The 23,252-nt window shown below is 70.4% G+C and carries 21 protein-coding genes; 8 read left to right on the top strand and 13 right to left on the bottom strand.

Annotated features, from left to right (window positions below; translation table 11 throughout):
* Positions 1-108: 108 nt before the first annotated feature.
* On the bottom strand, positions 109-1,401 hold the full coding sequence (locus ACQUS7_RS05305) for a PGF-CTERM sorting domain-containing protein (protein ID WP_435123722.1): 1,293 nt from the start codon (positions 1,399-1,401) through the stop codon (positions 109-111).
* A gap of 115 nt (positions 1,402-1,516) precedes the next feature.
* Positions 1,517-2,137 carry a transcription antitermination protein gene (locus ACQUS7_RS05300; RefSeq protein ID WP_435123720.1) on the bottom strand — a complete coding sequence of 207 codons (621 nt, stop codon included), beginning with the start codon at positions 2,135-2,137 and terminating at the stop codon, positions 1,517-1,519.
* Positions 2,138-2,308: 171 nt separating this feature from the next.
* Between ACQUS7_RS05300 and ACQUS7_RS05295 the strand changes: the two genes are divergently transcribed.
* Positions 2,309-3,820: a stage II sporulation protein M gene (locus ACQUS7_RS05295; protein ID WP_435145336.1), complete on the top strand. Its 1,512-nt coding sequence runs from the start codon at positions 2,309-2,311 to the stop codon at positions 3,818-3,820.
* Positions 3,821-3,961: 141 nt separating this feature from the next.
* Here ACQUS7_RS05295 and ACQUS7_RS05290 read toward each other — a convergent pair whose 3' ends face one another.
* Positions 3,962-4,822: a sulfurtransferase gene (locus ACQUS7_RS05290; RefSeq protein WP_435123717.1), complete on the bottom strand. Its 861-nt coding sequence runs from the start codon at positions 4,820-4,822 to the stop codon at positions 3,962-3,964.
* Between the two features lie 252 nt (positions 4,823-5,074).
* Between ACQUS7_RS05290 and ACQUS7_RS05285 the strand changes: the two genes are divergently transcribed.
* The gene (locus tag ACQUS7_RS05285) at positions 5,075-5,860 is read left to right on the top strand and encodes a sulfurtransferase (protein ID WP_435145333.1); all 786 of its coding nucleotides are present in this window, start codon (positions 5,075-5,077) and stop codon (positions 5,858-5,860) included.
* Between the two features lie 27 nt (positions 5,861-5,887).
* On the opposite strand, the gene ACQUS7_RS05280 is transcribed toward ACQUS7_RS05285, so the two are convergent.
* Complete coding sequence (locus ACQUS7_RS05280) at positions 5,888-7,006, bottom strand: AI-2E family transporter (RefSeq protein WP_435145330.1); 1,119 nt, start codon at positions 7,004-7,006, stop codon at positions 5,888-5,890.
* A 136-nt stretch (positions 7,007-7,142) separates the two neighbouring features.
* On the opposite strand from ACQUS7_RS05280, the gene endA reads away from it, so the two are divergent.
* A complete protein-coding gene (gene endA / locus ACQUS7_RS05275) occupies positions 7,143-8,288 on the top strand; it encodes a tRNA-intron lyase (protein ID WP_435123712.1) in 1,146 nt (381 codons plus the stop codon).
* A 19-nt stretch (positions 8,289-8,307) separates the two neighbouring features.
* The gene (locus tag ACQUS7_RS05270) at positions 8,308-9,954 is read left to right on the top strand and encodes a tryptophan--tRNA ligase (RefSeq protein ID WP_435145326.1); all 1,647 of its coding nucleotides are present in this window, start codon (positions 8,308-8,310) and stop codon (positions 9,952-9,954) included.
* A 32-nt stretch (positions 9,955-9,986) separates the two neighbouring features.
* Here the strand turns inward: ACQUS7_RS05270 and ACQUS7_RS05265 are convergent, their stop codons facing one another.
* Positions 9,987-10,595 carry a DUF5518 domain-containing protein gene (locus ACQUS7_RS05265; RefSeq protein WP_435145323.1) on the bottom strand — a complete coding sequence of 203 codons (609 nt, stop codon included), beginning with the start codon at positions 10,593-10,595 and terminating at the stop codon, positions 9,987-9,989.
* A gap of 186 nt (positions 10,596-10,781) precedes the next feature.
* Between ACQUS7_RS05265 and ACQUS7_RS05260 the strand changes: the two genes are divergently transcribed.
* Complete coding sequence (locus ACQUS7_RS05260; protein ID WP_435145320.1) at positions 10,782-11,363, top strand: DUF7090 family protein; 582 nt, start codon at positions 10,782-10,784, stop codon at positions 11,361-11,363.
* 137 nt (positions 11,364-11,500) lie between these two features.
* Here ACQUS7_RS05260 and ACQUS7_RS05255 read toward each other — a convergent pair whose 3' ends face one another.
* From ACQUS7_RS05255 to ACQUS7_RS05230, 6 genes are all read right to left on the bottom strand, one after another.
* Complete coding sequence (locus ACQUS7_RS05255) at positions 11,501-12,286, bottom strand: DUF7089 family protein (RefSeq protein WP_435123705.1); 786 nt, start codon at positions 12,284-12,286, stop codon at positions 11,501-11,503.
* Between the two features lie 3 nt (positions 12,287-12,289).
* Positions 12,290-12,379, bottom strand: a complete 90-nt coding sequence (locus ACQUS7_RS05250; protein ID WP_435123704.1) for a hypothetical protein — start codon at positions 12,377-12,379, stop codon at positions 12,290-12,292.
* Positions 12,380-12,544: 165 nt separating this feature from the next.
* Positions 12,545-14,056 (bottom strand): MATE family efflux transporter, encoded by a 1,512-nt coding sequence (locus ACQUS7_RS05245; RefSeq protein WP_435145316.1) that lies wholly within the window; start codon positions 14,054-14,056, stop codon positions 12,545-12,547.
* Between the two features lie 203 nt (positions 14,057-14,259).
* Positions 14,260-14,808, bottom strand: coding sequence for an OapC/ArvC family zinc-ribbon domain-containing protein (locus ACQUS7_RS05240; protein ID WP_435145313.1), 549 nt, complete (start codon positions 14,806-14,808; stop codon positions 14,260-14,262).
* Position 14,809: 1 nt separating this feature from the next.
* Positions 14,810-15,205, bottom strand: a complete 396-nt coding sequence (locus ACQUS7_RS05235) for a DUF2073 domain-containing protein (RefSeq protein WP_435123698.1) — start codon at positions 15,203-15,205, stop codon at positions 14,810-14,812.
* Between the two features lie 2 nt (positions 15,206-15,207).
* Positions 15,208-15,849: an Era-like GTP-binding protein gene (locus ACQUS7_RS05230; protein WP_435123696.1), complete on the bottom strand. Its 642-nt coding sequence runs from the start codon at positions 15,847-15,849 to the stop codon at positions 15,208-15,210.
* Between the two features lie 1,636 nt (positions 15,850-17,485).
* Here ACQUS7_RS05230 and ACQUS7_RS05225 point away from each other — a divergent pair.
* The gene (locus ACQUS7_RS05225; RefSeq protein ID WP_435145879.1) at positions 17,486-19,261 is read left to right on the top strand and encodes a Cdc6/Cdc18 family protein; all 1,776 of its coding nucleotides are present in this window, start codon (positions 17,486-17,488) and stop codon (positions 19,259-19,261) included.
* 50 nt (positions 19,262-19,311) lie between these two features.
* Here the strand turns inward: ACQUS7_RS05225 and ACQUS7_RS05220 are convergent, their stop codons facing one another.
* Positions 19,312-20,097, bottom strand: a complete 786-nt coding sequence (locus ACQUS7_RS05220; RefSeq protein WP_435145309.1) for a S26 family signal peptidase — start codon at positions 20,095-20,097, stop codon at positions 19,312-19,314.
* 189 nt (positions 20,098-20,286) lie between these two features.
* Here ACQUS7_RS05220 and ACQUS7_RS05215 point away from each other — a divergent pair, with 189 nt between their 5' ends.
* A complete protein-coding gene (locus ACQUS7_RS05215; RefSeq protein ID WP_435145306.1) occupies positions 20,287-21,906 on the top strand; it encodes a DNA-directed DNA polymerase II small subunit in 1,620 nt (539 codons plus the stop codon).
* An 81-nt stretch (positions 21,907-21,987) separates the two neighbouring features.
* On the opposite strand, the gene ACQUS7_RS05210 is transcribed toward ACQUS7_RS05215, so the two are convergent.
* Positions 21,988-22,416: a hypothetical protein gene (locus ACQUS7_RS05210; protein WP_435145303.1), complete on the bottom strand. Its 429-nt coding sequence runs from the start codon at positions 22,414-22,416 to the stop codon at positions 21,988-21,990.
* A 132-nt stretch (positions 22,417-22,548) separates the two neighbouring features.
* On the opposite strand from ACQUS7_RS05210, the gene ACQUS7_RS05205 reads away from it, so the two are divergent.
* Positions 22,549-23,241: a class I SAM-dependent methyltransferase gene (locus tag ACQUS7_RS05205; RefSeq protein WP_435145300.1), complete on the top strand. Its 693-nt coding sequence runs from the start codon at positions 22,549-22,551 to the stop codon at positions 23,239-23,241.
* The last annotated feature ends 11 nt before the right edge of the window (positions 23,242-23,252 follow it).

The following is a 23,252-nucleotide window of genomic DNA, read 5'->3' as shown; positions in this document are numbered from 1 at the left end:
CCGCGGATTCGTACTTGAACGTTCGGGGCGACTCGGGAGAACAGTCCGCGGTTCGCCGGGCCAGCGGTCCGCGTCCCCGAGAGCGGTGCGGCGTCGTCGGCCGCGCGGTTAGTCGCGGCGAGCGGCCAGCAGCGCAGCACCGACGACCGCGACGACTCCGAGCAGCGCGGTGAACCCGGGGGTAGTGGTCGTAATCGTCGCGTCGGCGGCGGCGCCGGTCTCGGCGTCCGTCGCGGCGGTACCGTCCGCCGTGGTCGTGGCGTCGGTCCCGGCTGAGTCAGAGCCGGGCGAGTCGGTCGGCGTCGCGCCCGGTTCCTCCTGCACCGACGAGTCGACGTTTCGGGCGGCTCCGCGGTTCGGCGCGCCGGCGATTCCGGCGCTGTCTGCGGGCGACACCGTGTTGTTGTCGACGCGGACCGCGCCGGTGGAGCCGTCGAGCGCCGCGTAGCGTATCTGGCCGCTGCTGGCGCCGACGTACAGGATTTCCTGTCGGGCGTCGCCGACCCAGTCGACCGTGGCGACCGGTGCCTTGTCGGCGCCGCCGGCGACCGTGGTCGTGGAGCCGTTCGCGGCGAGCAGCACGACGTCGTTCTCGCCGTCGACGACGGGGAGCCGCGCCTGGCCGTCGCCGTCGAAGTCGGTCAGGGTGCCGACGCCGAGCCCGTTGCTGTCGGCGCCGACGCTGGTGTAGTTCGTCGTCTCGACGTCGCCCGTCGCGCGGTCGAGGTACTTCACCTCGTAGTCGGCGGTCGCGTACACGAGGTCAGCGCCGCCGTCGCCGTCGAACTGGCCGACGCCGAGGACGGCCTGCGCGGGGGAGGCGGGGTCGAGAACGCGGGCGCGCTCGCCGGTCGACGGCTCGACGCGGTAGACGTCGGCGCCGTCGGTCGTCGTGTTGACGTAGACCACCGCGGCGTGACCGTCGCCGTCCCAGTCGGCCGTCGCGAGCCGGGTCAGCTGCTTGTCGGCGACCTGGCTGTCCGTCAGCGCGACCTCCTCGCCGGTCCGGTCGTTGACGTAGACCGTGCCGCTGGAGTCGACGTACGGCACTTCGAGCGCCGGGTCGTCGTCGAGGTCGGCGGGCGGCCCGAGGATTTCGGCGGTCGTGGACTCCTCGACGACGTGGCTCGCGCCGTCGGCGCCGACGAGCGTGAGCTGGCTCGTGCTCGTGTCGACGTACGCGAACGCGACGCCGCCGGAGACGTTCGCGGTGCTGGCGCCGGTGGTGCTGGCGGCGATGCTGGTACTGCCGGTGGTTGCGGCCGCCGGTGACGCGGCCGCTTCGGGCTGGTGAGCGGGGTCGGGTGCCGCCGCGGCTGCTCCGCCGGCCGTCACCGCCGCCAGAACCAGCAGCCCGGTCAGCACCGCCGAACGCAGTCGCTGAGTGGTCTCGTCGGTCATGCTGGGGACACCTGTTGTCGTGTCCAGCGCGGACTCGTCAAAAGGCCTGACGGCCGGGCGGATGCAGCGGGACGGGACGGGGAGGGGACGAGCGGGTTTCCGTGTAGCTGCCGGCTCAGCAGACGTTCTTCGGCTGGACGCCCATGCCTTCGAGCGTGTCGACGTAGTCGTCGTAGGCGGCTTCGACGACGGCGTCGGCGGCGTTGCGGGCGGCGGCCCAGTCGTCGTCGGTGTCGCACAGTTCGGCGAGCAGGTCGAGCGCGTCCTCGCGGCGCCCGTCGAGGTCGTCGCGGTGGCCGCGGAACTCGGCTGCGGTGGTCGGGTCGGCGTCGCCGACGAAGAAGCCGACGGCCTGCGCGACGCGCGTGTGCGCGAGGAGGCACCGGGCGTACAGGCCGCCGGCGCGCGCCGTCGACGCGTCCAGGTCGGCGAGCGTCTCGTACTCCGGGTAGTCGCGGTCCGCCGGCCCGTCGTCCGGCGCGACGGCGTCGCGGGCGTCGCGGGACTCCTCGGCGACGGCGCCGAACAGCGCCGCCGCGTCGCCGCTCCCCTCGTCGGCGCTCCACGCCTCGAACGTCTCCGCGGCGGCGTCGTACTCGGCGGCGACGGCACCGCGGACCGCGTCGGCCGCCATCTCGCCGCCCGTCAGCGCGTACAGCGACTTCGACGAGCCGAGCCGGGACAGCGGCGTCTCGTGAGCGTCGCGAACCTCGTCGTCGAAAGCGTCAGCGTCCATGCGGACAGCTAGGTGAGTCGGGCGCTTGAAACCCCCGGCAGCGGGCCGGGCGGCCCCCGAACCGAACTGCTCGCGAGGCGACGGTCGGTCGGCGGTCAGTCTGTCGGTCAGTCGGTCGGCGGTCGGTCCGTCGGCGGTACGCTTAGGGCGGACGGCCGGGAGTGTCCCCACATGTCGGACTCCCCGCCGTCCGTCGGCGGCGCGCTGACCGCCGCCGGCCGCGTCCTCCTCGACCGCCCCGCCGCAGTACTGCCCGCGTACCTGCTCGCGCTCGGCGTCCTGCCGGCGGCGCGCGTCCCGCTGCTGACCGCCGCGGGCGTCGCCGTCGCGCTGCTCGCCCGCGCCGGCCGCATCGAGCCGGTCGCCGAAGCGTACGTCGACGCCCAGCGCGCCGCGGACGACGAATCCATCGTCTCCGGCGGCACGCTGCCGCCCGAACTCACCGAGGCGGCGGCCGGGCTCGCGACGCCGACGGTCGGCGCGCTGCTCGTCGCCGGCCTCCTCGGCGCGGTCGTGGTCGCGCTGCTCGGTCGCGGCGTCGCCGCCGCCGTCACCCACGAGACCGTGTTGGCGGCGCTGAACGGCCGCGACGACCCGCTCGCCGCGGGCGTCGCCGGCGCGGCGCGGTGGCGGACGTTCCTCGGACTGACGCTGCTCCGCGGCGCGCTGCCCGTCGCCGGCCTCGGCGTCGCAGTCGTCGCCGCGGTCGGGCTCGCCGCGACCGGCACCGCAGTCGGCGTCGTCGCCGGCGTCCTCGTCGCGCTGCTCGGCGTGCTGTTCGCCGTCGCCGTCGCCTTCCTGCTGGCGTTCGCGCCCGCCGCGGTCGTCGTCGACGACGTCGGCGTCGGCGGCGCGGTCCGCGGCAGCGTCGGCTTCATCCGGCGGCGTCCGGTCCGCGCCGTCGCGTACGCGCTCATCGCCGCGGGCGCCGTGGTCGCCGCCGGCGTCGCCGCCGCGGCGCTGAACGTCGCCGCCGCGGGGCGCGTCGTCGGCGTCGCGGTTCCGCTGCTCCTGACGCCGGTCCTCGACGCGTTCGTCGTCGCGCTGTACGGCGACGCGTCGCTGCCCGCCGCCGACCGCAGCAGCGCGCGGAGCCGCGTCGCGTCGGCGGTCGCGGACGGCTGCCGGGCGCTCGCCGGGTTCGTGCGCGGCCACGTCGCCGCCACCGTCGCCGCCGCGGCCGTGCTGGTCGCCGGTCTCGCCGCGGGCTACGGGCTGACGGCGCCGTACGACGTCCGGCTGCCGGTCCCCGACGACGTCGCCGGGACGTTCGGCGCCGTCCCCGTCGGGCCGTTCGTCACCATCGCCGCGAACAACTGGCTGGTCGGCGTCAGCGGCGCGTTCGGCGGCCTCGCGTTCGGGGTGCCGGCCGTGACCGGTCTGGTGTTCAACGGCGCGCTGATCGGGGCGCTCGCCGGAATCTACGACCGGACGGCGTTCCTCGCGCTCGTCGCGCCCCACGGCGTCGTCGAACTCCCGGCGCTCGCCGTCTCCGCCGCGGTCGGCCTCCACCTCGGCGCCGTCGGGTGGCGCGCCGTCCGCGGCCGGACCACCGCGGCGGCCGTCGCCGACGAACTCCGGCGGGCGACGCGGGTGTTCGTCGGCCTCGCCGTGGTGTTCGTCGCCGCGGCGTTCGTCGAAGCGTTCGTGACGCCGCGCGTCGCGGCGCTCGTGCTCGGCTGAGTCGCGGGCGACGCTGCTCGTCGCCGGAGCGAATCGAGAGGAAACGGGGACGGGGAGACGCGTCGAGGCGGAGAGAAAGCGGAAACAGAGAGACGCGTCGAGACGGGGTCGTCGTCGCGGACGCGGATGGAGGCGGCGGCGTTACTCGCCGCTGCCGGTCTCGATGGGGGCGCGCACGAGGTTGCCCCACTCGGTCCACGAGCCGTCGTAGTTGACGGCCTGGTCGGCGCCGACGAGTTCGTGCAGCGCGAACCAGGCGACGGAGGAGCGTTCGCCGATGCGGCAGTAGGCGACGATTTCGTCGTCGCCCTCGGCGAGCACGTCGCTGTAGAGCTCTTCGAGCTCCTCTGCGGACAGGAACTTGCCCTCTTCGTCGGTGACGTCGGCCCACGAGATGTTGCGGGCGCCGGGGATGTGGCCGCCGCGCTGGGCGGTCTCCTGCAGGCCCGGCGGGGCGAGGACCTCGCCGCTGTACTCCTCGGGCGAGCGGACGTCGACGAGCGGCACGTCGGCGTCGATGGCGTCCTGGACGTCGTCGCGGTACGCGCGGATGGACTCGTCGGCCTCGTCGGCGTCGTAGTCGGTCTCCGGGAACGACGGCACCTCGTCGGTGGTCGGGTAGTCGTTCTCCACCCAGTACTCGCGGCCGCCGTCGACCAGTTTCACGTCGTCGTGGCCGTAGTACTTGTACTCCCAGTAGGTGTACGCGGCGAACCAGTTCGAGTTGTCGCCGTACAGGACGACCGTGGTGTCCTCGGAGATGCCGTGCGACTCGTTCAGTTCCTCGAAGTCGTCCTGCTTGAGGACGTCTCGCTCCACCTGGTCTTGGAGCTGCGTCTCCCAGTTGAAGCCGATGGCGCCGGGGGCGTGACTCTCGTCGTACGCCTCCGTGTCCACGTCGACTTCGACCAGCCGATACGCCGGGTCGTCGGACTGGAACTCGTCGAGGTGGTCCTCCACCCACTCCGGAGAGACGAGTACGTCCTTCGCGTAGTCTGACATTGCGTCCCGGTGTACGTGTTCGCCCGTCATAATACCCGCAGCACCGGCAGACCCGGCCATTCGTTTCGCGAACAGGCAAGTATTTCTGGTTGTTTCGCGGTGTCGGCGAGGCTACGTCTCGCTCCCCGGACACTGCGGCGGGGTCGCCGTGACGCCGGCGCCAACTCCCGGCAACAAGTTCCGGTTCGGGGGACGCCCGGGAAGGGTCGCCGCGTCGGCCGTGCTTTTCCCCGGGCGGCGCCAAGCGGCGGCATGGACATCTTCGCCTCCGACGACGCGGTCGCCGACCGCCTCGGCGACGACGACCTGGTCGTCGTGGACGTCCGCGACGGCTGGGAGTACGACGGCATCGGTCACGTCCCCGGCGCCGTCTCGGTTCCGTTCGACGAGTTCCGCGTCGGCGACGACGGCATGCTTCCCGACCCGGACGACTGGGCCGCGCTGCTGTCGGCCGCCGGCGTCGACGCCGGCGACGACGTCGTCGCCTACGACGACACCCACGGCGTCTTCGCCGCCCGGTTCGTCGTCACCGCGGAGCTGTACGGCCACGACCCCGAGCGGCTCCACGTGCTCGACGGCGACTACAGCAGCTGGAGCCGCGAACACGCCACCAGCACCGACGCGGTCGACCCGGAGCCGACCGACTACGCCGTCGCGGAGCCGACGGACGCCCCGCTGGTCGGCTTCGACGAGGTCGAGCGGCTGCTCGGCCGCGACGACGTCGTGGTCGTCGACACCCGCGAACCCGAGGAGTACGCCGACGCGCACCTCCCCGGCGCCGTCCAGCTCGACTGGAAGGAGCTCGTCGACACCGACACCCGCGGCCTGAAACCGCGGGACGCGCTCGAAACAATCCTCGCCGGCGCCGGCGTCACCCCCGACAGGCGGGTGCTCCTGTACTGCAACACCGCGCGCCGCATCAGCCACACCTACCTCGTGTTGCGACACCTCGGCTACGACGACCTCCTGTTTTACGAGGGCAGCCTCACCGAGTGGACCGACCGCGGCGGCGACGTCGTCTCCGAACGCGACGAGTGACGGCCGCGGTCGCCGCGCTGCGCCGAGTCAGCGCTCGGACGGCTCGTCGCCGCCGGACTGCTCGGTCGGCGTCGCCGCCGCGGACTCCGTCGCCGCAGACCCCGTCGCCGCGGCGGCCGGGTCGACCGGGTCGGGTGGCGCTGATTCGGCGAGCGTCGTCTGCTGTGAGGACGGCCCGGCCGACAGCAGCGCGACGACCTCGGCGAGCAGCGCGACGACGAGCGGCCCGACGACGAAGCCGACGGCGCCGAGCGTCAGCAGGCCGCCGGTGAAGCCGACGAAGTACAGCGACACCGGGAGGTCAGTGGTTTCGCCGGCGAGCCGCGGCCGGATGACGGCGTCGGGCGCGAAGCCGACGAAGACGAGTCCGAGCACCGTGACGAGGAGCGCGCGGACGACGTTGCCGACGACGAGGTCGTAGCCGGCGAGCGCGCCGACGACGATGCTCGGGCCGACGACGGGGACGAACTGGAGGACGCCGGCGGCGACGGCGAGCGCGAACGGCGACTGGTAGCCGAGCGCGGCGAACACGACGAACGCGACCGCGAACGTCCCGACGGCGGTCGCGGCCTGCAGCACGTAGATGGCGCGGAGCGTCTGGGCGGTGCGGCGGTGCAGCGCCAGCACGATGTCGTGGTACTCGGCGGGTGCGAGCCGGAGCATCGCGGCGCGGGGCGCCGACGGATCGTACAGCAGCCCGTAGACGACGAGCACGAACAGCATCACTTTCAGCGCGAGCACCGGGGCGGCGCTGGCCGCGGCGCGGCCGATGGGTCGGAGGACGTCGACGAGCAGGTCGAACAGCGGCCCGGTTTCGACGACGTAGGTGAACCCGGCGAGCGTCACCGGGATGGACTCCGGGAGCGACGACAGGAACGTCAGGATGCCGTCGAGTTGCCGGTAGACGAGGTAGACGAGCGGCGCCGCGGTGACGACGACGGCGACGAACGCGGCGCCGGTCGCGGCCGCAGCGGCGACGCGGCGCGAACCGCCGCGCTCGCGGACCTCCCGACGCACCGGGTGGAGGACGTACGCGACCGTGACGGCGAACACGACGGTCTGGACGACCTCGGCGAGCACCACCCCCGTGACGACGAGGAGGCCGGCGAGCAGCCACCCGAGCGCGGCGCGACGGCAGAGTTGCACGTCAGCACAGCCAGCGCCGACCCCCTAAACCGTTCCCCCGACCGGAGGAAGCGCCGATCCCGAGTCGGCCGTCGGCGTCGGAGGCGGTGACACGCGACCGTAGCCCCTAAACCGTCGCCGCGCGCCGAACGATACGATGGAGGCAACGCTGGATGGCGGCGTCGTCACGGCGGGGGGCGACGCGCGGCAGCGGTTTCACGACTCGCGCGGCTACGGTCGAGCGCGCGGCGCCGAGGTCGACCTGGCGCGCGTCGAGGCCGCACACCTGCTGTACCGCGGCGACATCGACGCCGTCGACGGCATGGGGTTCCGGGAGTTCTTCGTCGACTCCGTCCGCGCCGCCGACCGGTTCGCGGCGCGGTTCCTGACGTACGCCGACGTCCGAGAGCGCGGCTTCTACGTCTCGCCGACCCGCGACGGATGGCCGGGCGGCGCGGCCGCCGGCAGCAGCGGAGGCGACGCAGGCGGCGAAGGCAGCGGAGGGAGCGGCGGCGACCGCGACTCAGACCGCGGAGACGGCGACCGCGACTCAGACCGCGGAGACGGCGACCGCGGCGGCGACGTGGATTTCGCGGTGTACGCCCGCGGGGAGAAGCCCGGCGGCGACGTCGCGTATCGGCTGCGCGTCGTCGGCGAACGCGCCGAACTGGCCGCCGACCGGCTCGACGGCGTGACGCTCGCCGTCGTCGACGAGGAGAGCGAGGTGACGTACTTCGACTGTACCGCCGGCGGCGGCTTCGACGGCGCCACCGACTACGACCTGCCGCGCGGCGTCGAGGCGGACCTGCTGGACGACCGGGCGGTGTGCTGGGAGCCGCCGGCGTCGCTGTACGGCTCGGCGTTCTACGGCCAGCCCGTCTCCGGCCGCGACGCCGCCGCCGTCGACGCGCTCCAACTGTCGCTGCTCGAAGCCGCGGACCTCGCCGAGCGCGGCGCCGTCGACCTCGACGCCGACGACGTCGTCGCCCGCGGCCGCGACGTGGAGGGCGACAGGTTCGACCGGCGGCTCGGCGTCTACCGGCGACTGCGCGACCGCGGCGTCGTCCCGAAGACCGGCTACAAGTTCGGCGCCGACTTCCGGACGTACGACGACGTCGACTCCGTGGAGTCGCTGCCGCACTCGGAGGCGCTTGTCCGGGTGGTGCCGGCGGACCACCGGTTCGACCCGCGAGAGCTCGCGCTGGACGTCAGACTGGCGGGCGGCGTCCGGAAGCGAATGGTTTTTGCGCTGGCCGGCGACGACTCGGTCGCGTACCTGACGGTCGCGCGACTCACCCCGTAGCGATGACTGACGATACAGCATGACCGACGACGACACCGCCCCCGACGGGGGTACGACCGACGACGCATCGAGCGCAGCAACCGACGGTGGCGTGGCGCTCGACCCGTGGGGGTCGGCGGCCGTCGACGACTACCCGAAGCTGTTCGAGGAGTTCGGCATCGAGGACTTCGCGGACGTCATCGACGAGACGCCGGACCCGCACTACCTGATGCGGCGGAAGGTCATCTTCGGGCACCGCGGCTACGACGCCGTCGCCGAGGCGCTCCGGAACGACGAGCCGGCCGCGGCGCTGTCCGGCTTCATGCCGACCGGCGACCCGCACATCGGCCACAAGCTCGTCTTCGACGAACTCATCTACCACCAGCGCGCCGGCGCGGACACCTACGGGCTCATCGCGGACCTCGAAGCCCACTCGGCGCGCGGCATGACGTGGGACGACATCGACGAGCACGCCCGCGACTACCTGCTGAGCCTCATCGCGCTCGGCTTCGACCCCGAGGAGGGGACGCTGTACCGGCAGTCCACGAACCGGGAACTCCAGGACCTCGCGTTCGAACTCGGGTCGAAGGCGCGGTACGCCGAGTTCGAAGGCATCTACGGGTTCGGCGGAGAGACGTCGGTGTCGCACATGCAGTCGGTCGTCACGCAGATGGCCGACATCCTCTATCCGCAGCTGGTCGACGAGCCGAAGCCGACCGTCATCCCGGTCGGCCCCGACCAGGACCCGCACGTCCGGTTCGCCCGCGACCTCGCCGCCCGCATGCGGTACTTCAAGGTCACCGAGGCGTACGCGAGCTTCGAACTCGACGACGACGAGCGCCGGCTGCTCGCGCAGGTGTACGACTCGCTCGCCGACGGCGACGCGGACGGTGAAGACGCGGACGGCGACGGCGACGACGACGCGGACGACACGCTCCGCTGTGAGGACGCCGCGGAGCGGCTCCGGGAAGCCGACACGGACGAGCAGCCGTGGGGAGCCGACCAGGCGACGACGGAGTCGCTGCTCGAAAAGCTCGACAACGCCGGGATGGAGCCGCTCCGGCCGCGTGTCCGGTTCCTCGACCGGAACGCGACCGACGAGGCGTTCGACGCGCTCGTCGACGCCGTCGACGGCGAAAAGCGCGTGTTCGAGGCGCACGTCGACAGTTTCGACCTCGACCGGGCGGCGGCGGAGGCGCTGGCTCGCGAGGTCGAAGTCGACGCCGGCGGCTTCGGCTTCGTCGCGCCGTCGTCCATCTACCACCGCTTCATGACGGGGCTGACCGGCGGGAAGATGTCGTCGTCGGACCCGGCGTCGCACATCTCGCTGCTCGACGACCCCGAGGAGGGGTACGACAAGGTGAAGGCGGCTGCGACCGGCGGCCGCGAGACCGCGGAGAAGCAGCGCGAACTCGGCGGGAAGCCCGACGAGTGCCCGGTGTACGAGCTGTACGCCTACCTGCTCGCCGGCGACGACGACGAGTTCGCCGAGAAGGTGTACGAGGAGTGCGCTAACGGCGACCGGCTCTGCGGCGGCTGCAAGGAGCAGGCCGCCGAACTGATGGAGGAGTTCCTCGCCGAACACCAGGAGAAGCGCGAGGAGGCCGAGGAGCTGCTCGCGGACCTCGACGTCGACCTCGACGTCGCCGAGAGCCGCCGCAGCATCACGCCGAGCGCCGAGGAGTAGCCGCGACCGTCCCTCCGTTTTTCTCGGCCGAGCTACCGAGATTCGTCAGCGTCGACGTCGGCGTCAGCATGGTTGCCGACGTCGCCGTCGATGTCAGCATCGCCGCCGCCGTCAGCGTCGGCGTCGCCGTCAACACCATCAGCACCGGCATCGACTTCGGTATCGGCACCGGCATGGTTGTCGGTATCGGCATCGGCTTCGGAATCAGCGGCGGCGTCTGCCGCGTCGTCGTCCCCGGTTGCGTCGTCGCCGCGGAGTCGTTCCGGCGGGGTCTCCGCGGGGGCGTCGAGTTCCTCGCGGACGAACGCGCCGACGTAGCCGCCCGCGGCGCCGAGGACGACGCCGTAGAGGCCGACGGCGACGAACAGGACCAGGAACAGCGCGACGAACACGAGGACGCCGCTCCGCATCCCGGGGCCGACGATGACGAAGACGCTCACGACGAGCGACCCGAAGACGGCGCCGACGACGCCGACGACGACGCCCGAGAGCGCGCCGGTCACGGCGCTGTCGCGTCGGTCAGTGCCCTGCAGGTAGCCCGCAGCCGCCCCGCCGAGCGCCGGCGAGAACGGGAGGAAGAACAGGACGAGCGAGACGACCGCACCGATAGCCGCGTTCAGAGCCGTATCCCCGTCTGACATGGCTGCGACAAGCACCGCTGCGGGGATAAACGGCGCGGCGGCGGGTCGGGCCGGCCGTTCGACCCGGCAGTCTGACCCTGTTTCGACTCCGCTCGGCTGTCCGGCCAGTGCCGACTCGACTCGGCAGTCGGACCCGGCGGCTCGGCGTCCCCGCAGAATTAAGTCGGCGCGGCCGGAGCCACGGATATGGATTACACACTCGCCATCGACGGGGTCGACACGACGATTCCGGGCGGGACCGGCCTGCTTCTTCTCCACCCCAGCATCGGCGAGACGGACCGCATCGACACGGACTTCCTGAAGACGGACACCGACAACTTCCTCGTCGTCTCCACGCGAACGACGGCCCGCGAAGTCGAGCAGAAACTGGAGCACTACGACGTCGACGAGTCGCGCGCTGACATCCTCGACACCATCTCCGTCGAGCGCGGCTACTCCCGGCGCTCGTCGGACCACCTCCACTACGTCGCCGCCCCCGACGACCTCGACGGCATCGTGGCGCAGGTCGAGTCGTTCCTCGCCGGCCACGAGGGGAAGCGCCGCGTCAGCGTCGACTCGCTCACCGAAATGGCGTACTACGCCGACGTCGACGGGACGTACGACGCCGCCGAAGCCATCCTGGCGCTGCTCGACGAGCACGACGCCGTCGGCCTGTTCCACCTGTCGAAGGAGGTCCACGACGACGAGACGATTCAGCGGTTCCGCGACCTGTTCGGGAACGTCATCGACCTCGACGAGGACGGCGAAGCCACCGTCGACCTGGTGTAGCGTCGTCGACGCCAGTCAGTCAGCGGTCAGTCTTTGTTGTCGGTCCTCGTCGCTCTTCGTTGCTCTTCATCACTCTTCGTCGCTCAGCGGCCAATCCCCGTCAGTATCGTGGTCCTGCGTCGGTTTCGTCCGTTTCGTCAGTCTTCCGTGAGCGCCGCGAACGTCTTCTCCGCCCACTGGACGGCGTACGGCGCGCCGTGTTCGCGGTAGGCCGCGGTGTCGAGCGCCGCGAACGGCGCCGGCAGGTCAAGGTCGTGTTTCACGGCGGCGCAGGCGTACTCGGTGGCGGCCGCGAAGTCGGTGCGGCCGCGCGCGACGTCCCGCGGCAGGTCGTCGAGCCGGCCGGTCAGGCGGTCGCCGGCGTCGACCCAGGCGTCGTACAGGTCGGGGTGCGGCTCCGCCCACGCCGCGAACTCCTCGCGGGTGTGGAGGCCGACCCAGGCGTCGAACAGCGCCGCCGCGAGCTGGTAGACGTCGGCGGGGCCGAGCGGGACGACGGCGTCGAGTTCGCGGTACTGGTCGCCGAAGAACGGCAGGAAGTGCTCGGGGACGCCGACGCCGATTTCGACGAACGCCTCCGCGAGCAGGAACTCGAGGAAGTCGGCCGGCGTGGTTTCGGCGCGCTTCTTCGCGATGACGGTCGGCGGTGCGGTCTGGTCGGTCCAGACGACGGTGCCGTCGCCGGGCATCCCGACGGTGAAGTCGCTGCCGGCGTACCGCCGGAGCGCCTGCGGCGCGTCGTCCGGCAGCCACTCCGTGGGGTACGCCGCGGGGTCGAGCGAGTCGACGAGCAGCCCGAGGTCCTCGGCGGCGGCCGGGGGAAGCGTCTCGAAGTCCGACTCCGCGTCGAGGACGACGCAGTCGGGGGCGTACGCGGCGCGGACGTCCCGGAGCCGCGACGGCAGGTCCCGTCGCTCGAACATCCCCTATCCGAGCGCGAGCGCCAGCACCATGCCGACCGCGAGGAGCCCGGACACGCCGACAACGCTGAGGACGATCTTCGTCGCCTTACTCATGCGAACACGTGGCGAGGCGTCCGGCATAAAGCCTTCAGTTCGGCGGCGTGCGCCGCGCCCCGACGGCGACGCGGCCGGCCGGTTCACAGACCGCGGGCCCACTTGGCACGGAGAACCGACGGTTCCCAGCACGGAGGACGGACGGTTCCACCCGAAACGGAGCGTTCAGTCGCTCGCCGGCTCGGTGCCGACGTCGGCTTCGCGTGCCACGCGCTTCCAGGCGTCGCTCCAGTACCGCGCGAGGTTGACGCCGGCACGGGTGTAGAAGTCGCCGACGATGGCGGCGAACACGGCGAGCAGCCCGAGCCCCATCCCGGGGAGCGGCACCGACACCGGCGACAGCCCGACGAACTGCGAGGCGGGGCCGGCGAACAGCGTGAGGGCGTAGCCGGCCGGCAGCGCCAACACCGCGATTGGGAGCCTGACCACGTACGTCGCGACCAGCGCGCCGTACAGCGGCCACCGGGTGTCGCCGGCGCCCCGCAGCGCGCCGCGCATCGTCCGCGAGACGGCGAAGCCGGCGACGCCGAGCCCGAACACGCGGACGAACACGACCGTCATCCCGACGTCGTCCGGGTTGAACGCGGCGGCCACGGGCCGCGCGACGACGAACAGCGCCGCGCCGATGAGCAGCTGCGTGACGAGCGCGAGCCGCAGCGTCTGCCAGCCGTACTCGTCCGCCGTCTCGTCGTCGCCGGCGCCGATTGACTGGCCGACCAGCGTCGACGACGCCGTCGCGTACCCCCACGCCGGCATCAGCGCCAGCAGCATGATGCGGCGGGCGATGGCGTACGACGCGACGACGTTCGTCCCGAGGACGCCGAGGATGAACAGGAACGGGAACCGGCCGAACGTCCGCGACAGCCGCGTCCCGGCGAGCGGCAGACTCACCCTGACCAGTTCGCGCGCCAGCGACGTGTCCCACTGCTTCCCGCCGACCGGGAACCGGACCGAGTAGTCACCGGAGAGCAGCGCCCACGCGAATATCGCGGCGGCGAGCGTGTTCGCGGCGGTCGTCCCCCAGGCGGCGCCGGCGATGCCGAGCTCCGGGAACGGGCCGACCCCGAAGATGAGCACGGCGTTCAGCCCGATGTTGGTGGGGAGCGTCAACAGCCGGACGTACATCGGCGTCCGGGTGTCGCCGGAGCCGGCGAGCGCCCGCGCCGCGATCATCGACCAGAACCGGAACGCCACCGAGTACATCACGATTCGGAGGTACGTCCCGCCGTACCGCCGGGTCACCGCGTCGTTCGTGAGCACGCCGACGAGTTCCTCCGCGAAGAAGAACGTGAACACCGTGATGGGGACGGAGACGAGCAGCGCGAGCCACAGCGACTGCTTGATGGCGAAGTTCGCCTCCGCGTCGTCGCCGGCGCCCTTCAGCCGGGAGACGACGCTGATGGTGCCGGAGGTGAGCGCGAGCGCCAGCCCGAACGGGATGAAGTAGTACTGGAAGCCGAATTCCAGCCCGGCGACCGCGGCGCTGCCGGCGTAGACGCCGACCATCAGGAAGTCGGCGACCCGGAGCAGCGTCCGCATCCCGCCGGTGATCATGACGGGAATCGCGAGGTCGAACGCGTCCCGCCCCTTCTCGCGGTCGACGAGGCCGAGCGAGGCCAGCACCGCCGGGAACAGGAGGAGCGTCTCGCGAATCCGCGCCCGCAACGAGGACAGCATTCACCGGAACTGCGTGCGTCGCTTTCAAGGGCGTGTCGGAACCGGTGGACTTGGTACGCGAACCGAAACCGACCAAGGCGAACCGAGGAGGAAGGGAGTCAGAAACCGGGGTGCTGAGGAGTCAGAAACCGGGAAGCCGGAGACCAGATGTCGGGTGCTGGAGAGTCGAGAGTGGGGGTTCGGGAGGCGGGTCGTCGACCGCGTCAGTCGTCGTGCGGGCCCCAGGACTCGGGCATCTCGATGACGTACCGGCCGTCCTCGCGGAGCGAGATGATGTACTCTTCGCGGTCGTACAGCTCCATGAGGTTCAGTTCGTACTGGCCGGGGTTGACGATGCGGATGGACTCGAACTGGTCGTTGAGCTTCTGTCGAAGCGCGTCGAGGTTCGGGTCGGACGACTCCTCGGCCGCGGCGTCGTCCGCCGCGTCGGCCGCTGCGGCGCGGTCGGCGTCCGCGTCGGCGGCGGCGTCGGCGGCGGCGTCGGCGAGTTCGTCCTCGGAGACGACTTCCGACCGCGCCTCGGCTTGCGCGCCGTTCTCGGAGCCGGCGCCGACCTGGTCGGCCGCGCCGGCGGGCGCTCCGCCGCCGAGGTCCGGGTCGCCAGCGGCGTCAGCGCCGGCAGCGGCGTCGCCGTCGACGGCGCCCTCCGGCCGGAACTGGAACTTGTTGCCGCCGCACTCCGGGCAGCCCGACAGCATCTCCTTGGAGCCGTCGGCGAACGTCCGGCCGCAGTTTGTACACTGGTGGGGCATGCTACTTGCGCGAGACGAGCGCGCTGATGAGGTTCTCGTCTTTGTGGAGCGTCTCGATCTGGTTCGCCGGGCCGATGACGGTGAGCTTCTTCGCGGTCTGCTCTTTGCCGAGGATGCGGCCGACGAGCCCGCCGCTGCCGCCGGACTCGTTTTTCGGGTACGTCTCGATTTCGATGCCGGAGAAGTCGTCCGGGCTGATCTCGGTCATCGTGACCTCGATGAGCTTCGACTCCTCCTCGGGGCTGAGCCCCTCCTCCAGGACGACGATGTCGCCGTCGCGGACGGAGTCGAGGATGAGCCGAATCTTCTCCATCGACGTGAGCCCGTCCATGCGGGCGCCGCTGATCAGGTCGATACGGACGCCGTCGTCGCCGTCTGGTGTGGTTGCTTCGGGCATGGTTAGGCGAAGTACTCCGCGATCTTCTCGTACACCTCGTCCATGTTGTTGCCCTCGAGGGCGGACAGCGGGACGGTTTCGTGCTGCGGGAAGGCGTCCGAGATGCGTTTCACGTCGGAGTCGTCCAGGTCGGTCTTGTTCGCGAAGATGAGCACCGGCAGGTCCTGGCTCTCGATGATGCCGATGAGCATCGTGTTCACCTGCGTGAACGGGTCCTCGGTGGAGTCGAGGACGTAGATGACGCCGTCGACGTCCTCGCGGAGCCAGTGCATGGCCTCGGCGACGCCTTCGGTCGCCTCGCGGGACCGCTTGACGGCGTCGTCTTTGTCCATGTCGTGGTCGAGGAACTCCTTGTAGTCGACCTTCGTCGTCACGCCGGGCGTGTCGACGATGTCGATGGTGACGGTCTTCCCGTTCCGCTCGATGGTGACGTTCTCCTTCCTGCGGGCGCGCCGCGTCTCGTGCGGGATGTGACTCTCCGGACCGACGGCGTCGCCGGTCCAGTCGCGAGCGATGCGGTTGGCGAGCGTCGTCTTCCCGGCGTTCGGCGGACCGTAGATGCCGATTCGTTTGGGCTCGTCGTCGGCGAACAGCCGATCCGTCGCCCGTGAGATGCTGTCTCTGAGATTTGTGAGTAGACCCATTCTGACCTCCTCCCCCTTGTTCCGCGCGAGGGCGTTACCGCACCAAGCCGGGCGCGACACTTAAGGACTACGTCAGACGGGCACTGGACGGCTCGTTGGTCGCTGTACGGACCGATATCGCGGGAACTCGGCGTCTGGACGGCGGCGGTGACGGGCCCTACACAGCGCCGGTCGACCGAGCCAAAATCGGCAGCAAGCGACCCGATCGACCGACAGCAAGCCGTCCGGTGAGCCTAGTGGAACGACCTCGGTGGAACGCTTGAGAGTTCACGGATTCGTCGGTGAGTGTTGGAGCAGTCGAGAGAACTCGGGAAGTCGGGGGATTCTGGAGTGAGTCAGTGGCGTCGGCCGGGAAGGTTGGCCGATAGGCGGGAGGTGCGGCTGACGAGGAGGGTGGTGACGTCCTCCATCGTCGGGTGTCGTGGATGGGAACCCGCCCCCACACCCCCTCGTTTCAGGTGGAACGGTCCTCGGTTGTGGGCGGTCGAGCCAGCTGACACCATTACCTCACAGCACAACACCAGAAAACAACCGTTTTCGCTAGTCGTTCGGGTATGGTTGTGTTGGTTGGGACATAAAGGTGCCGCTGACTAGATGGGGGCTGTCCCCCACCCACCCGTGTTGACTGTTGCACCCGAAACGAAGGGGTGGGGGGGTTTCGGCGGTTAGGAGAAACCGACGGCCGTCCCCCGAACCGCGATCGGGTACCTCCCCCTCGTTTCTAGTCGACTAGACGTTCCACACGCCGACGGCACCGCCATCGATTCGATCCGTTCACCCTTCGTTTCCCGTCTAGGACCCCCGACCCTGACTTCCAGTCTAGCGGCGACGCCCGGCTCCACGTGCCTCCATCGTCATCCCTCTCGCACGAGTTAAACCGACTCGATAGCCGCCTCGAAGCCTCTCTCATCTATTTTCTCGTGAATCACTGCGATTACTGTATGTGGCTGATATAACCGCGACTACGGACTGGTCAGTTCGCCCAGCAGATCAGCCAGCTCGATACGTGGCGGTCCGGGCGACAGACGTCCGCTAGGTGGCCTAGAAGATCAGAATTCGTACTAGTAGACCATTAGTCTGAACGGGCGAAAATCCGAGCTATGCAGTTGAAACTAAGGTCTTGTCGAGCACGGTGTCAGCAGTCCGGTAGTGGCCACCTCCTACCACGACACCGAGGCCAGCCGGAATCGGTCGGGACGCCGACTCAGCGGACGTCGGAGCCGCCTCACCGTGCTCGACGTCGTTCGATTCGGTCAGACGCGAGGTGAATCATCCGGCGAAGAGCAAGGTTTTTGTTCCCCCTCTTCGTCCGGTTCGTCTGCATCACCTGGACGCCGCACGCAACGGCTTCACGCCGGATTCTTCCGTATATCCCCGGCTGACGCCGAATTCTCCGGGGTATCCCGGGCGCGTTCCAGTTGAAATGGAGGGGTGACTGTACGTGACGAGAAACCAACCATCGGACGACGCCCGCGCGGTCGACGACGCGGCTGACGGCGACGACGACGGCGACGCGGACGACGCCGTCGACGCCGTCCCCGCCGACAGCGACACCGTCGACGACGCCGCTCGCGACCGACAGCGCGCCACGTCCGGGACGGACGCGGAATCGAACGAACCGCCGGCCAGCGAGGGAATGGCCGGCGACACCAGCGACGGCACAGACCGCCGTGGCCCCGCCGCCGCCGACACCGCCGACGGCGCTACCGCCGCCAGTGACGCCGAATCGGCGCCGGTCACGGACCCGGGGAGCGACGGGGAAACCGGCGGTGCGGACGTCCGTGACGACGCTCCACCTGAAGTGGAGGCGGACGACGGGGCGGTCGACGAGGCCGACCCGGCCGGGACCCCGGCCGAAACCTCGGCCGACACGTCGACCGGCAGCTCAGCCGACACCTCGGTTGACGGCGACGCCGTCGGCGGCGACGACGCCGCCGGGAGCTTCGAGTTCGGCTCTCGCGCACGCACGGAGACGGAGGTCGACCTCGACGTCGACGAGGTGCTCGGCGAGGACGACGACGACGAGGACAGCACCGGGCTGTTCGACGACCTGCTCTCGGGCGAACCCATCTTCGAGAACAAGGAGGTGTTGCGGCCGAGTTACACGCCGCACGAACTCCCGCACCGGAACGACCAGATCAACAAGATGGCGACAATCCTCGTCTCCGCGCTGCGCGGCGAGACGCCGTCGAACATCCTCATCTACGGGAAGACCGGGACCGGGAAGACCGCCTCCGCGAAGTTCGTCTCCCAGGAGCTCGAATCCACCTCCCAGAAGTACGACGTTCCCTGCGAGGTCGAGTACATCAACTGCGAGGTGACCGACACGCAGTACCGCGTGCTCGCACAGCTCGCGAACAAGTTCATCGAGAAGAACCAGACCCTCATCGACGACCGGCTCGACGAACTCCGCGACCTCCGGTCGCGAGCGACCGAGGACCCGGCCGCCATCGCCGGCACCGAGTTCGACGCCGTCGCCGCCCTCGACGACCGCATCGCCGACCTCGAAGACGACCGCGAGGAGATGGAGGAGGTGCCGATGACCGGGTGGCCGACCGACCGCGTCTACTCGACGTTCTTCGACGCCGTCGACTACCACGAGCGCGTCGTCGTCATCATGCTCGACGAGATCGACAAGCTCGTCGAGAAGTCCGGTGACGACACGCTGTACAACCTCTCGCGGATGAACTCGGAGCTGGAGAACTCCCGCATCTCCATCATGGGCATCTCGAACGACCTGAAGTTCACCGACTTCCTCGACCCCCGCGTCAAGTCGAGCCTCGGCGAGGAGGAGATCGTCTTCCCGCCGTACGACGCGAACCAGCTCCGCGACATCCTCCAGCACCGCTCGGACACGGCGTTCAAGGCGGACGCGCTCACCGAGGACGTCATCCCGCTGTGCGCCGCCTTCGCCGCGCAGGAGCACGGCGACGCCCGCCGCGCGCTGGACCTGCTGCGGACGGCCGGCGAACTCGCCGAGCGGTCACAGGCCGACCTCGTCGAGGAGTCACACGTCCGGCAGGCGCAGGACAAGATCGAACTGGACCGCGTCGTGGAGGTCGTCCGGACGCTCCCGACGCAGAGCAAAATCGTGCTGTTCAGCATCATCCTGCTGGAGAAGAACGGCGTCCACAACGTCAACACCGGCGAGGTGTTCAACATCTACAAGCGGCTCTGTGAGGAGATCGACGCGGACGTCCTCACTCAGCGGCGCGTCACCGACCTCATCTCCGAACTCGACATGCTCGGCATCGTCAACGCCGTCGTCGTCTCGAAGGGCCGCTACGGCCGCACCAAGGAGATCAGCCTCTCCGTCCCCATCGACGAGACCGAGGCCGTCCTGCTTTCGGACTCCCGGCTCGGCGACATCGAGGACGCACAGCCGTTCGTCCAGGCTCGGTTCGACAACTGAACTACGGCTGACCGCAACCGACCGGACGACACCCCTCTATTTCTCCTGGACTACCCGGCTATTGCTGTTGCTTTTCCGCCAGAACTGGTTCCAGGTGAAACGGTGGCGTTCGCGGACTCCGTCGACACCGGGCCGGCGGTGGCGCCTGCGGCTACCTCCACCGGAACCGACGGGGCTACGCCCGTCGGAATCGTCGGCGTGGAGGCGGCGCCCGAGAACAGCAGCCGCACCCAGCCGAGGTACGGGATGCGGACGCGGGCGACGCCGCGAATCCACTCGGTCTTCACGGGCGGCGCGAGGCCGTTCGCCTGGTCGTACATGTCGTTGTGGTCGCCTTTCGTGATGAAGCCCGCGTGCGGCGCCGGGCAGTACGCGATTTCCGCACAGGAGTCGCCGGCGAGGTAGGCCGGGTTCGCGCGGTCGTACCAGTTCTCACCCCGGTCGACGTGGAGCCGGGCGCGGTGGATGATGGGCGCCCCGACCCGGTCGGGCGGCATGTAGACGACGACGGAGCCGTACGACCCGAACGTGGTGTAGTTGTGCTCCGCTGCGATGTCGTACGGGACGACGCCGGTCTCGTCGTAGGCGTACTCCGGCGAGAACCGGTCGGGCTGGGTGATGAACACGAGGTCGCCTTTCTGCATGTGCGGCTGCATACTGCCGGATTCGACGGCGACCATCGGCGGCCACACGCCGGAAACCGCGAACAGGAGCATGCCGACGAGGACGACGGCGAGCGCGGAGGAGAGCACCTCGCGAACGAACATCAGCGGCCCCGACTTCGCCGTGAGAAACCGCCTCAGCGGCCCCGGCGACGGAGGGCTGTCGTCGCTCATTGCACCGTCGTACCCGGGCGCCGGTGTTGAACCTTCTGCTACGGGGGCCCCGCCGACACCGACACCGACGCCGACATCGACGGCGATACCGGTGCCGTCGACGATACCGGGTCGCCGGTGACGTCGAGACGGCGTCCGGCGAACCCCGGGTTCGCTACGCTTTTCCGCGCTGCCGCCCCACGTCGCGCCGTGCCACTGGAGACGCCCTCCCGGGTCGTGCAGGCGCTCGCGGGCCGCGGCTACAACGCCGAACGGGAGGCCGTCACGCTCATCTCGGAGGCGGAGGCGCCCGCGCTCGCGCTGGAGGCGGCCGTCGAGGCCGCCCCGGACGACACGCTCGTTCTCACCACCGAGCACGTCCGCGAGGCGCTCGAAACCGCGCCCGTCCCGGACCCGGACGCGGTCACGCCGGACGACGCCGCGGCGGCCGAACCGGCGCCGACGACGGCGGAGACGCCGTCTGCAGTCCCCGGCGGACAGGGCGACCCGACCCCCTCCGTTTCGACTGGAACAGGCGGCGAGACTTCGGGAAGTACCGACGCGAGCGCCGCTGACGACGCTCCACGTGAAACAGGGGGGTCGTCCCGCGTCGGGTCACGGTCGCCGCCGCCGGCGGACGTCGCGAACGACGTCACCGGCCAGTCCACGGGGACAGGCGAGTACGACGAGTTCGTGGAGGTGTTCCGCGACCGGTACGAACGGCTCGCCTCCCAGCTCCGCGGCCGCGTGAACCACCGGCCCGCCGACACCATCGAGGCGATGGGCGGCGGCGCCGACGTCGAACTCATCGGGCTCGTCAACGACATCCGGTCGACCGCGTCGGGCCACTGGCTCGTCGAACTCGAAGACACCACCGGGACGTTCCCGTGTCTCGTGATGAAAGACCGCGACATCGCCGACCTCGTCGACGAACTGCTGCTCGACGAGTGCATCGCGGTGTCCGGGACGCTCGCCGACGACGCCGGCATCGTGTTCGTCGACGCCATCCACTTCCCGGACGTCCCGCGGACCCACCGGCCGTCGACCGCCGACCGCCACGTCCAGGCGGCGCTCATCTCGGACGTCCACGTCGGGTCACAGGAGTTCATGGCCGACGCGTGGTCGTCGTTCGCCGACTGGCTGTACACCGAGGAGGCCGAAGCCGTCGAGTACCTGCTCATCGCCGGCGACATGGTGGAGGGCGTCGGCGTCTACCCCGACCAGGACGAGGAGCTCGACATCATCGACATCTACGACCAGTACGAGGCGTTCGCGGAGTACCTGAAGGAGGTGCCGGGCGACCTTGAAATCGTGATGATTCCGGGGAACCACGACGCCGTCAGGCTCGCGGAGCCACAGCCCGGCTTCGACGAGGAGCTCCGGGACATCATGTCGGTGCACGACCCGCAGATCACGGGGAACCCGTCGCTCGTCACGGTCGAGGGCGTCAAGGTCCTGATGTACCACGGCGTCTCGCTCGACGAGGTCATCGCCGAACTCCCCGAGGAGAAGGCGAGCTACGACGAGCCGCACAAGGCGATGTATCAGCTCCTGAAAAAGCGGCACGTCGCGCCGCAGTTCGGCGGCCACACACGCGTCGCCCCCGAGGAGAAGGACTACCTCGTGATGGACGAGGTGCCGGACGTGTTCCACACCGGCCACGTCCACAAGCTCGGCTGGGGGAAGTACCACAACGTCCTCGCGGTCAACTCCGGCTGCTGGCAGGAGCAGACCGCGTTCCAGAAGTCCGTCAACATCGACCCGGACGCCGGCTACGCCCCGATTCTCGACCTCGACACGCTCGACATGACGGTCCGGAAGTTCAGCTGACCCGGGCGGGGCGACGGAGCCTGAGCCCGGACCCAAGAGGGTTCGCAGTGCCGGACGCGACGCTGCCGGTCCGGTCGGCCGTCAGTCCCGCTCGATTCGGTACCGAGTCGTCGGCTTCCCCTCGAACCGCGGGCCGTCGCCGACCGCGTCGAACCCCGCTTCCGCCGCGGCGTCCCGCAGCGTCGACTCGTCGTCGACGAGCAACAGCTCCACCGGCATGTCCTCGGCGGCGGCGAACCGCATCGGCTCTTCGAGCAGGCGTTTGCAGGCGTCGGCGGTGCCGCCGAGCCCGGTGACGTGGACGACGCCGTCGCGGACGTCGAACGCGACGAACCCGCGGAGGTCGGCCGGGTCGGCGTCGTTGTCCTCGTTCGGGTCGGTCGGCGGCTCGTCGACGGCGGCGACGCGGACCGTTCGGTCGTGGACGACGTCACGCATCGCTTCGGCCGGGGCGTCGGCGATGGCGGCGATGTGGTCGGCGTCCGCCTCGACCGCGTCACGGACGTGCATACCTCGGTCTGCGGCCGAGACGACGTAAAACCCGCGGACAGCCCGGGTGGCGCGGACCGAAACGGCGACAGCGATGGCGTCGCGGACGGTCGGAGCCGCGACGCTTACGTGCCGCGCCGCGGACCGACGACCATGAGCGTCCGCGAGGAGTTCGACGCCTGGGCCGCGCAGGGCCGCGACAGAGGGATGGAGGAGCGCCACTGGCACACCGCCAAGCACGCGCTCGCCCGGATGCCCGTCGAGGCCGGCGACACTGTCGTCGACCTCGGCACCGGAAGCGGCTACGCGCTCCGCGCGCTCGCCGAGACGAAAGGAATCGGCCGCGGCTACGGCCTCGACGGCGCCCCGGAGATGGCGCGGAACGCCCGTCAGTACACGCTCGACGCCGACCCGGACGCGGACGTCGGCTTCGTCGTCGGCGACTTCGGGTCGCTGCCGTTCGCCGCCGACGCCGTCGACCACGTCTTCTCGATGGAGGCGTTCTACTACAGCGACGACCCCGCGGAGACGCTCGCGGAAGTCGCCCGCGTCCTCCGCCCCGGCGGGACGTTCTACTGCGCCGTGAACTACTACGAGGAGAACGTCCACAGCCACGGCTGGCAGGACGACATCTCCGTCGAGATGACGCGGTGGGACGCCGACCGGTACCGCGAGGCGTTCCGCGACGCCGGCCTCCACGTCGCCGAGCAGGACAACATCCCGGACCGCGACGTCGACGTCCCGCCGGCGTCGGCGTTCCCGACCGACGGCTGGGACTCCCGCGAGGAGATGGTGGAGCGCTACCGGACGTACGGGACGCTGCTCACCGTCGGCGTCGCCCCCTGACCGGCGGCGAC

It is taken from the genome of Halobaculum sp. P14, assembly GCF_051195155.1.
GTDB lineage: Archaea > Halobacteriota > Halobacteria > Halobacteriales > Haloferacaceae > JBNTKA01.
Note: the sequence above shows the minus strand (reverse complement) of the source record. Positions and strands in the feature narration are given on the sequence as shown.

Bases quoted from the DNA above. Each gene is read 5' to 3' on its own strand.
- ACQUS7_RS05305 (WP_435123722.1), bottom strand. From the start codon at position 1,401: ATGACCGACGAGACCACTCAGCGACTGCGTTCGGCGGTGCTGACCGGG.
- ACQUS7_RS05300 (WP_435123720.1), bottom strand. From the start codon at position 2,137: ATGGACGCTGACGCTTTCGACGACGAGGTTCGCGACGCTCACGAGACG.
- ACQUS7_RS05295 (WP_435145336.1), top strand. From the start codon at position 2,309: ATGTCGGACTCCCCGCCGTCCGTCGGCGGCGCGCTGACCGCCGCCGGC.
- ACQUS7_RS05290 (WP_435123717.1), bottom strand. From the start codon at position 4,822: ATGTCAGACTACGCGAAGGACGTACTCGTCTCTCCGGAGTGGGTGGAG.
- ACQUS7_RS05285 (WP_435145333.1), top strand. From the start codon at position 5,075: ATGGACATCTTCGCCTCCGACGACGCGGTCGCCGACCGCCTCGGCGAC.
- endA (WP_435123712.1), top strand. From the start codon at position 7,143: ATGGAGGCAACGCTGGATGGCGGCGTCGTCACGGCGGGGGGCGACGCG.
- ACQUS7_RS05270 (WP_435145326.1), top strand. From the start codon at position 8,308: ATGACCGACGACGACACCGCCCCCGACGGGGGTACGACCGACGACGCA.
- ACQUS7_RS05265 (WP_435145323.1), bottom strand. From the start codon at position 10,595: ATGTCAGACGGGGATACGGCTCTGAACGCGGCTATCGGTGCGGTCGTC.
- ACQUS7_RS05260 (WP_435145320.1), top strand. From the start codon at position 10,782: ATGGATTACACACTCGCCATCGACGGGGTCGACACGACGATTCCGGGC.
- ACQUS7_RS05255 (WP_435123705.1), bottom strand. From the start codon at position 12,286: ATGTTCGAGCGACGGGACCTGCCGTCGCGGCTCCGGGACGTCCGCGCC.
- ACQUS7_RS05250 (WP_435123704.1), bottom strand. From the start codon at position 12,379: ATGAGTAAGGCGACGAAGATCGTCCTCAGCGTTGTCGGCGTGTCCGGG.
- ACQUS7_RS05245 (WP_435145316.1), bottom strand. From the start codon at position 14,056: ATGCTGTCCTCGTTGCGGGCGCGGATTCGCGAGACGCTCCTCCTGTTC.
- ACQUS7_RS05240 (WP_435145313.1), bottom strand. From the start codon at position 14,808: ATGCCCCACCAGTGTACAAACTGCGGCCGGACGTTCGCCGACGGCTCC.
- ACQUS7_RS05235 (WP_435123698.1), bottom strand. From the start codon at position 15,205: ATGCCCGAAGCAACCACACCAGACGGCGACGACGGCGTCCGTATCGAC.
- ACQUS7_RS05230 (WP_435123696.1), bottom strand. From the start codon at position 15,849: ATGGGTCTACTCACAAATCTCAGAGACAGCATCTCACGGGCGACGGAT.
- ACQUS7_RS05225 (WP_435145879.1), top strand. From the start codon at position 17,486: ATGGCCGGCGACACCAGCGACGGCACAGACCGCCGTGGCCCCGCCGCC.
- ACQUS7_RS05220 (WP_435145309.1), bottom strand. From the start codon at position 20,097: ATGAGCGACGACAGCCCTCCGTCGCCGGGGCCGCTGAGGCGGTTTCTC.
- ACQUS7_RS05210 (WP_435145303.1), bottom strand. From the start codon at position 22,416: ATGCACGTCCGTGACGCGGTCGAGGCGGACGCCGACCACATCGCCGCC.
- ACQUS7_RS05205 (WP_435145300.1), top strand. From the start codon at position 22,549: ATGAGCGTCCGCGAGGAGTTCGACGCCTGGGCCGCGCAGGGCCGCGAC.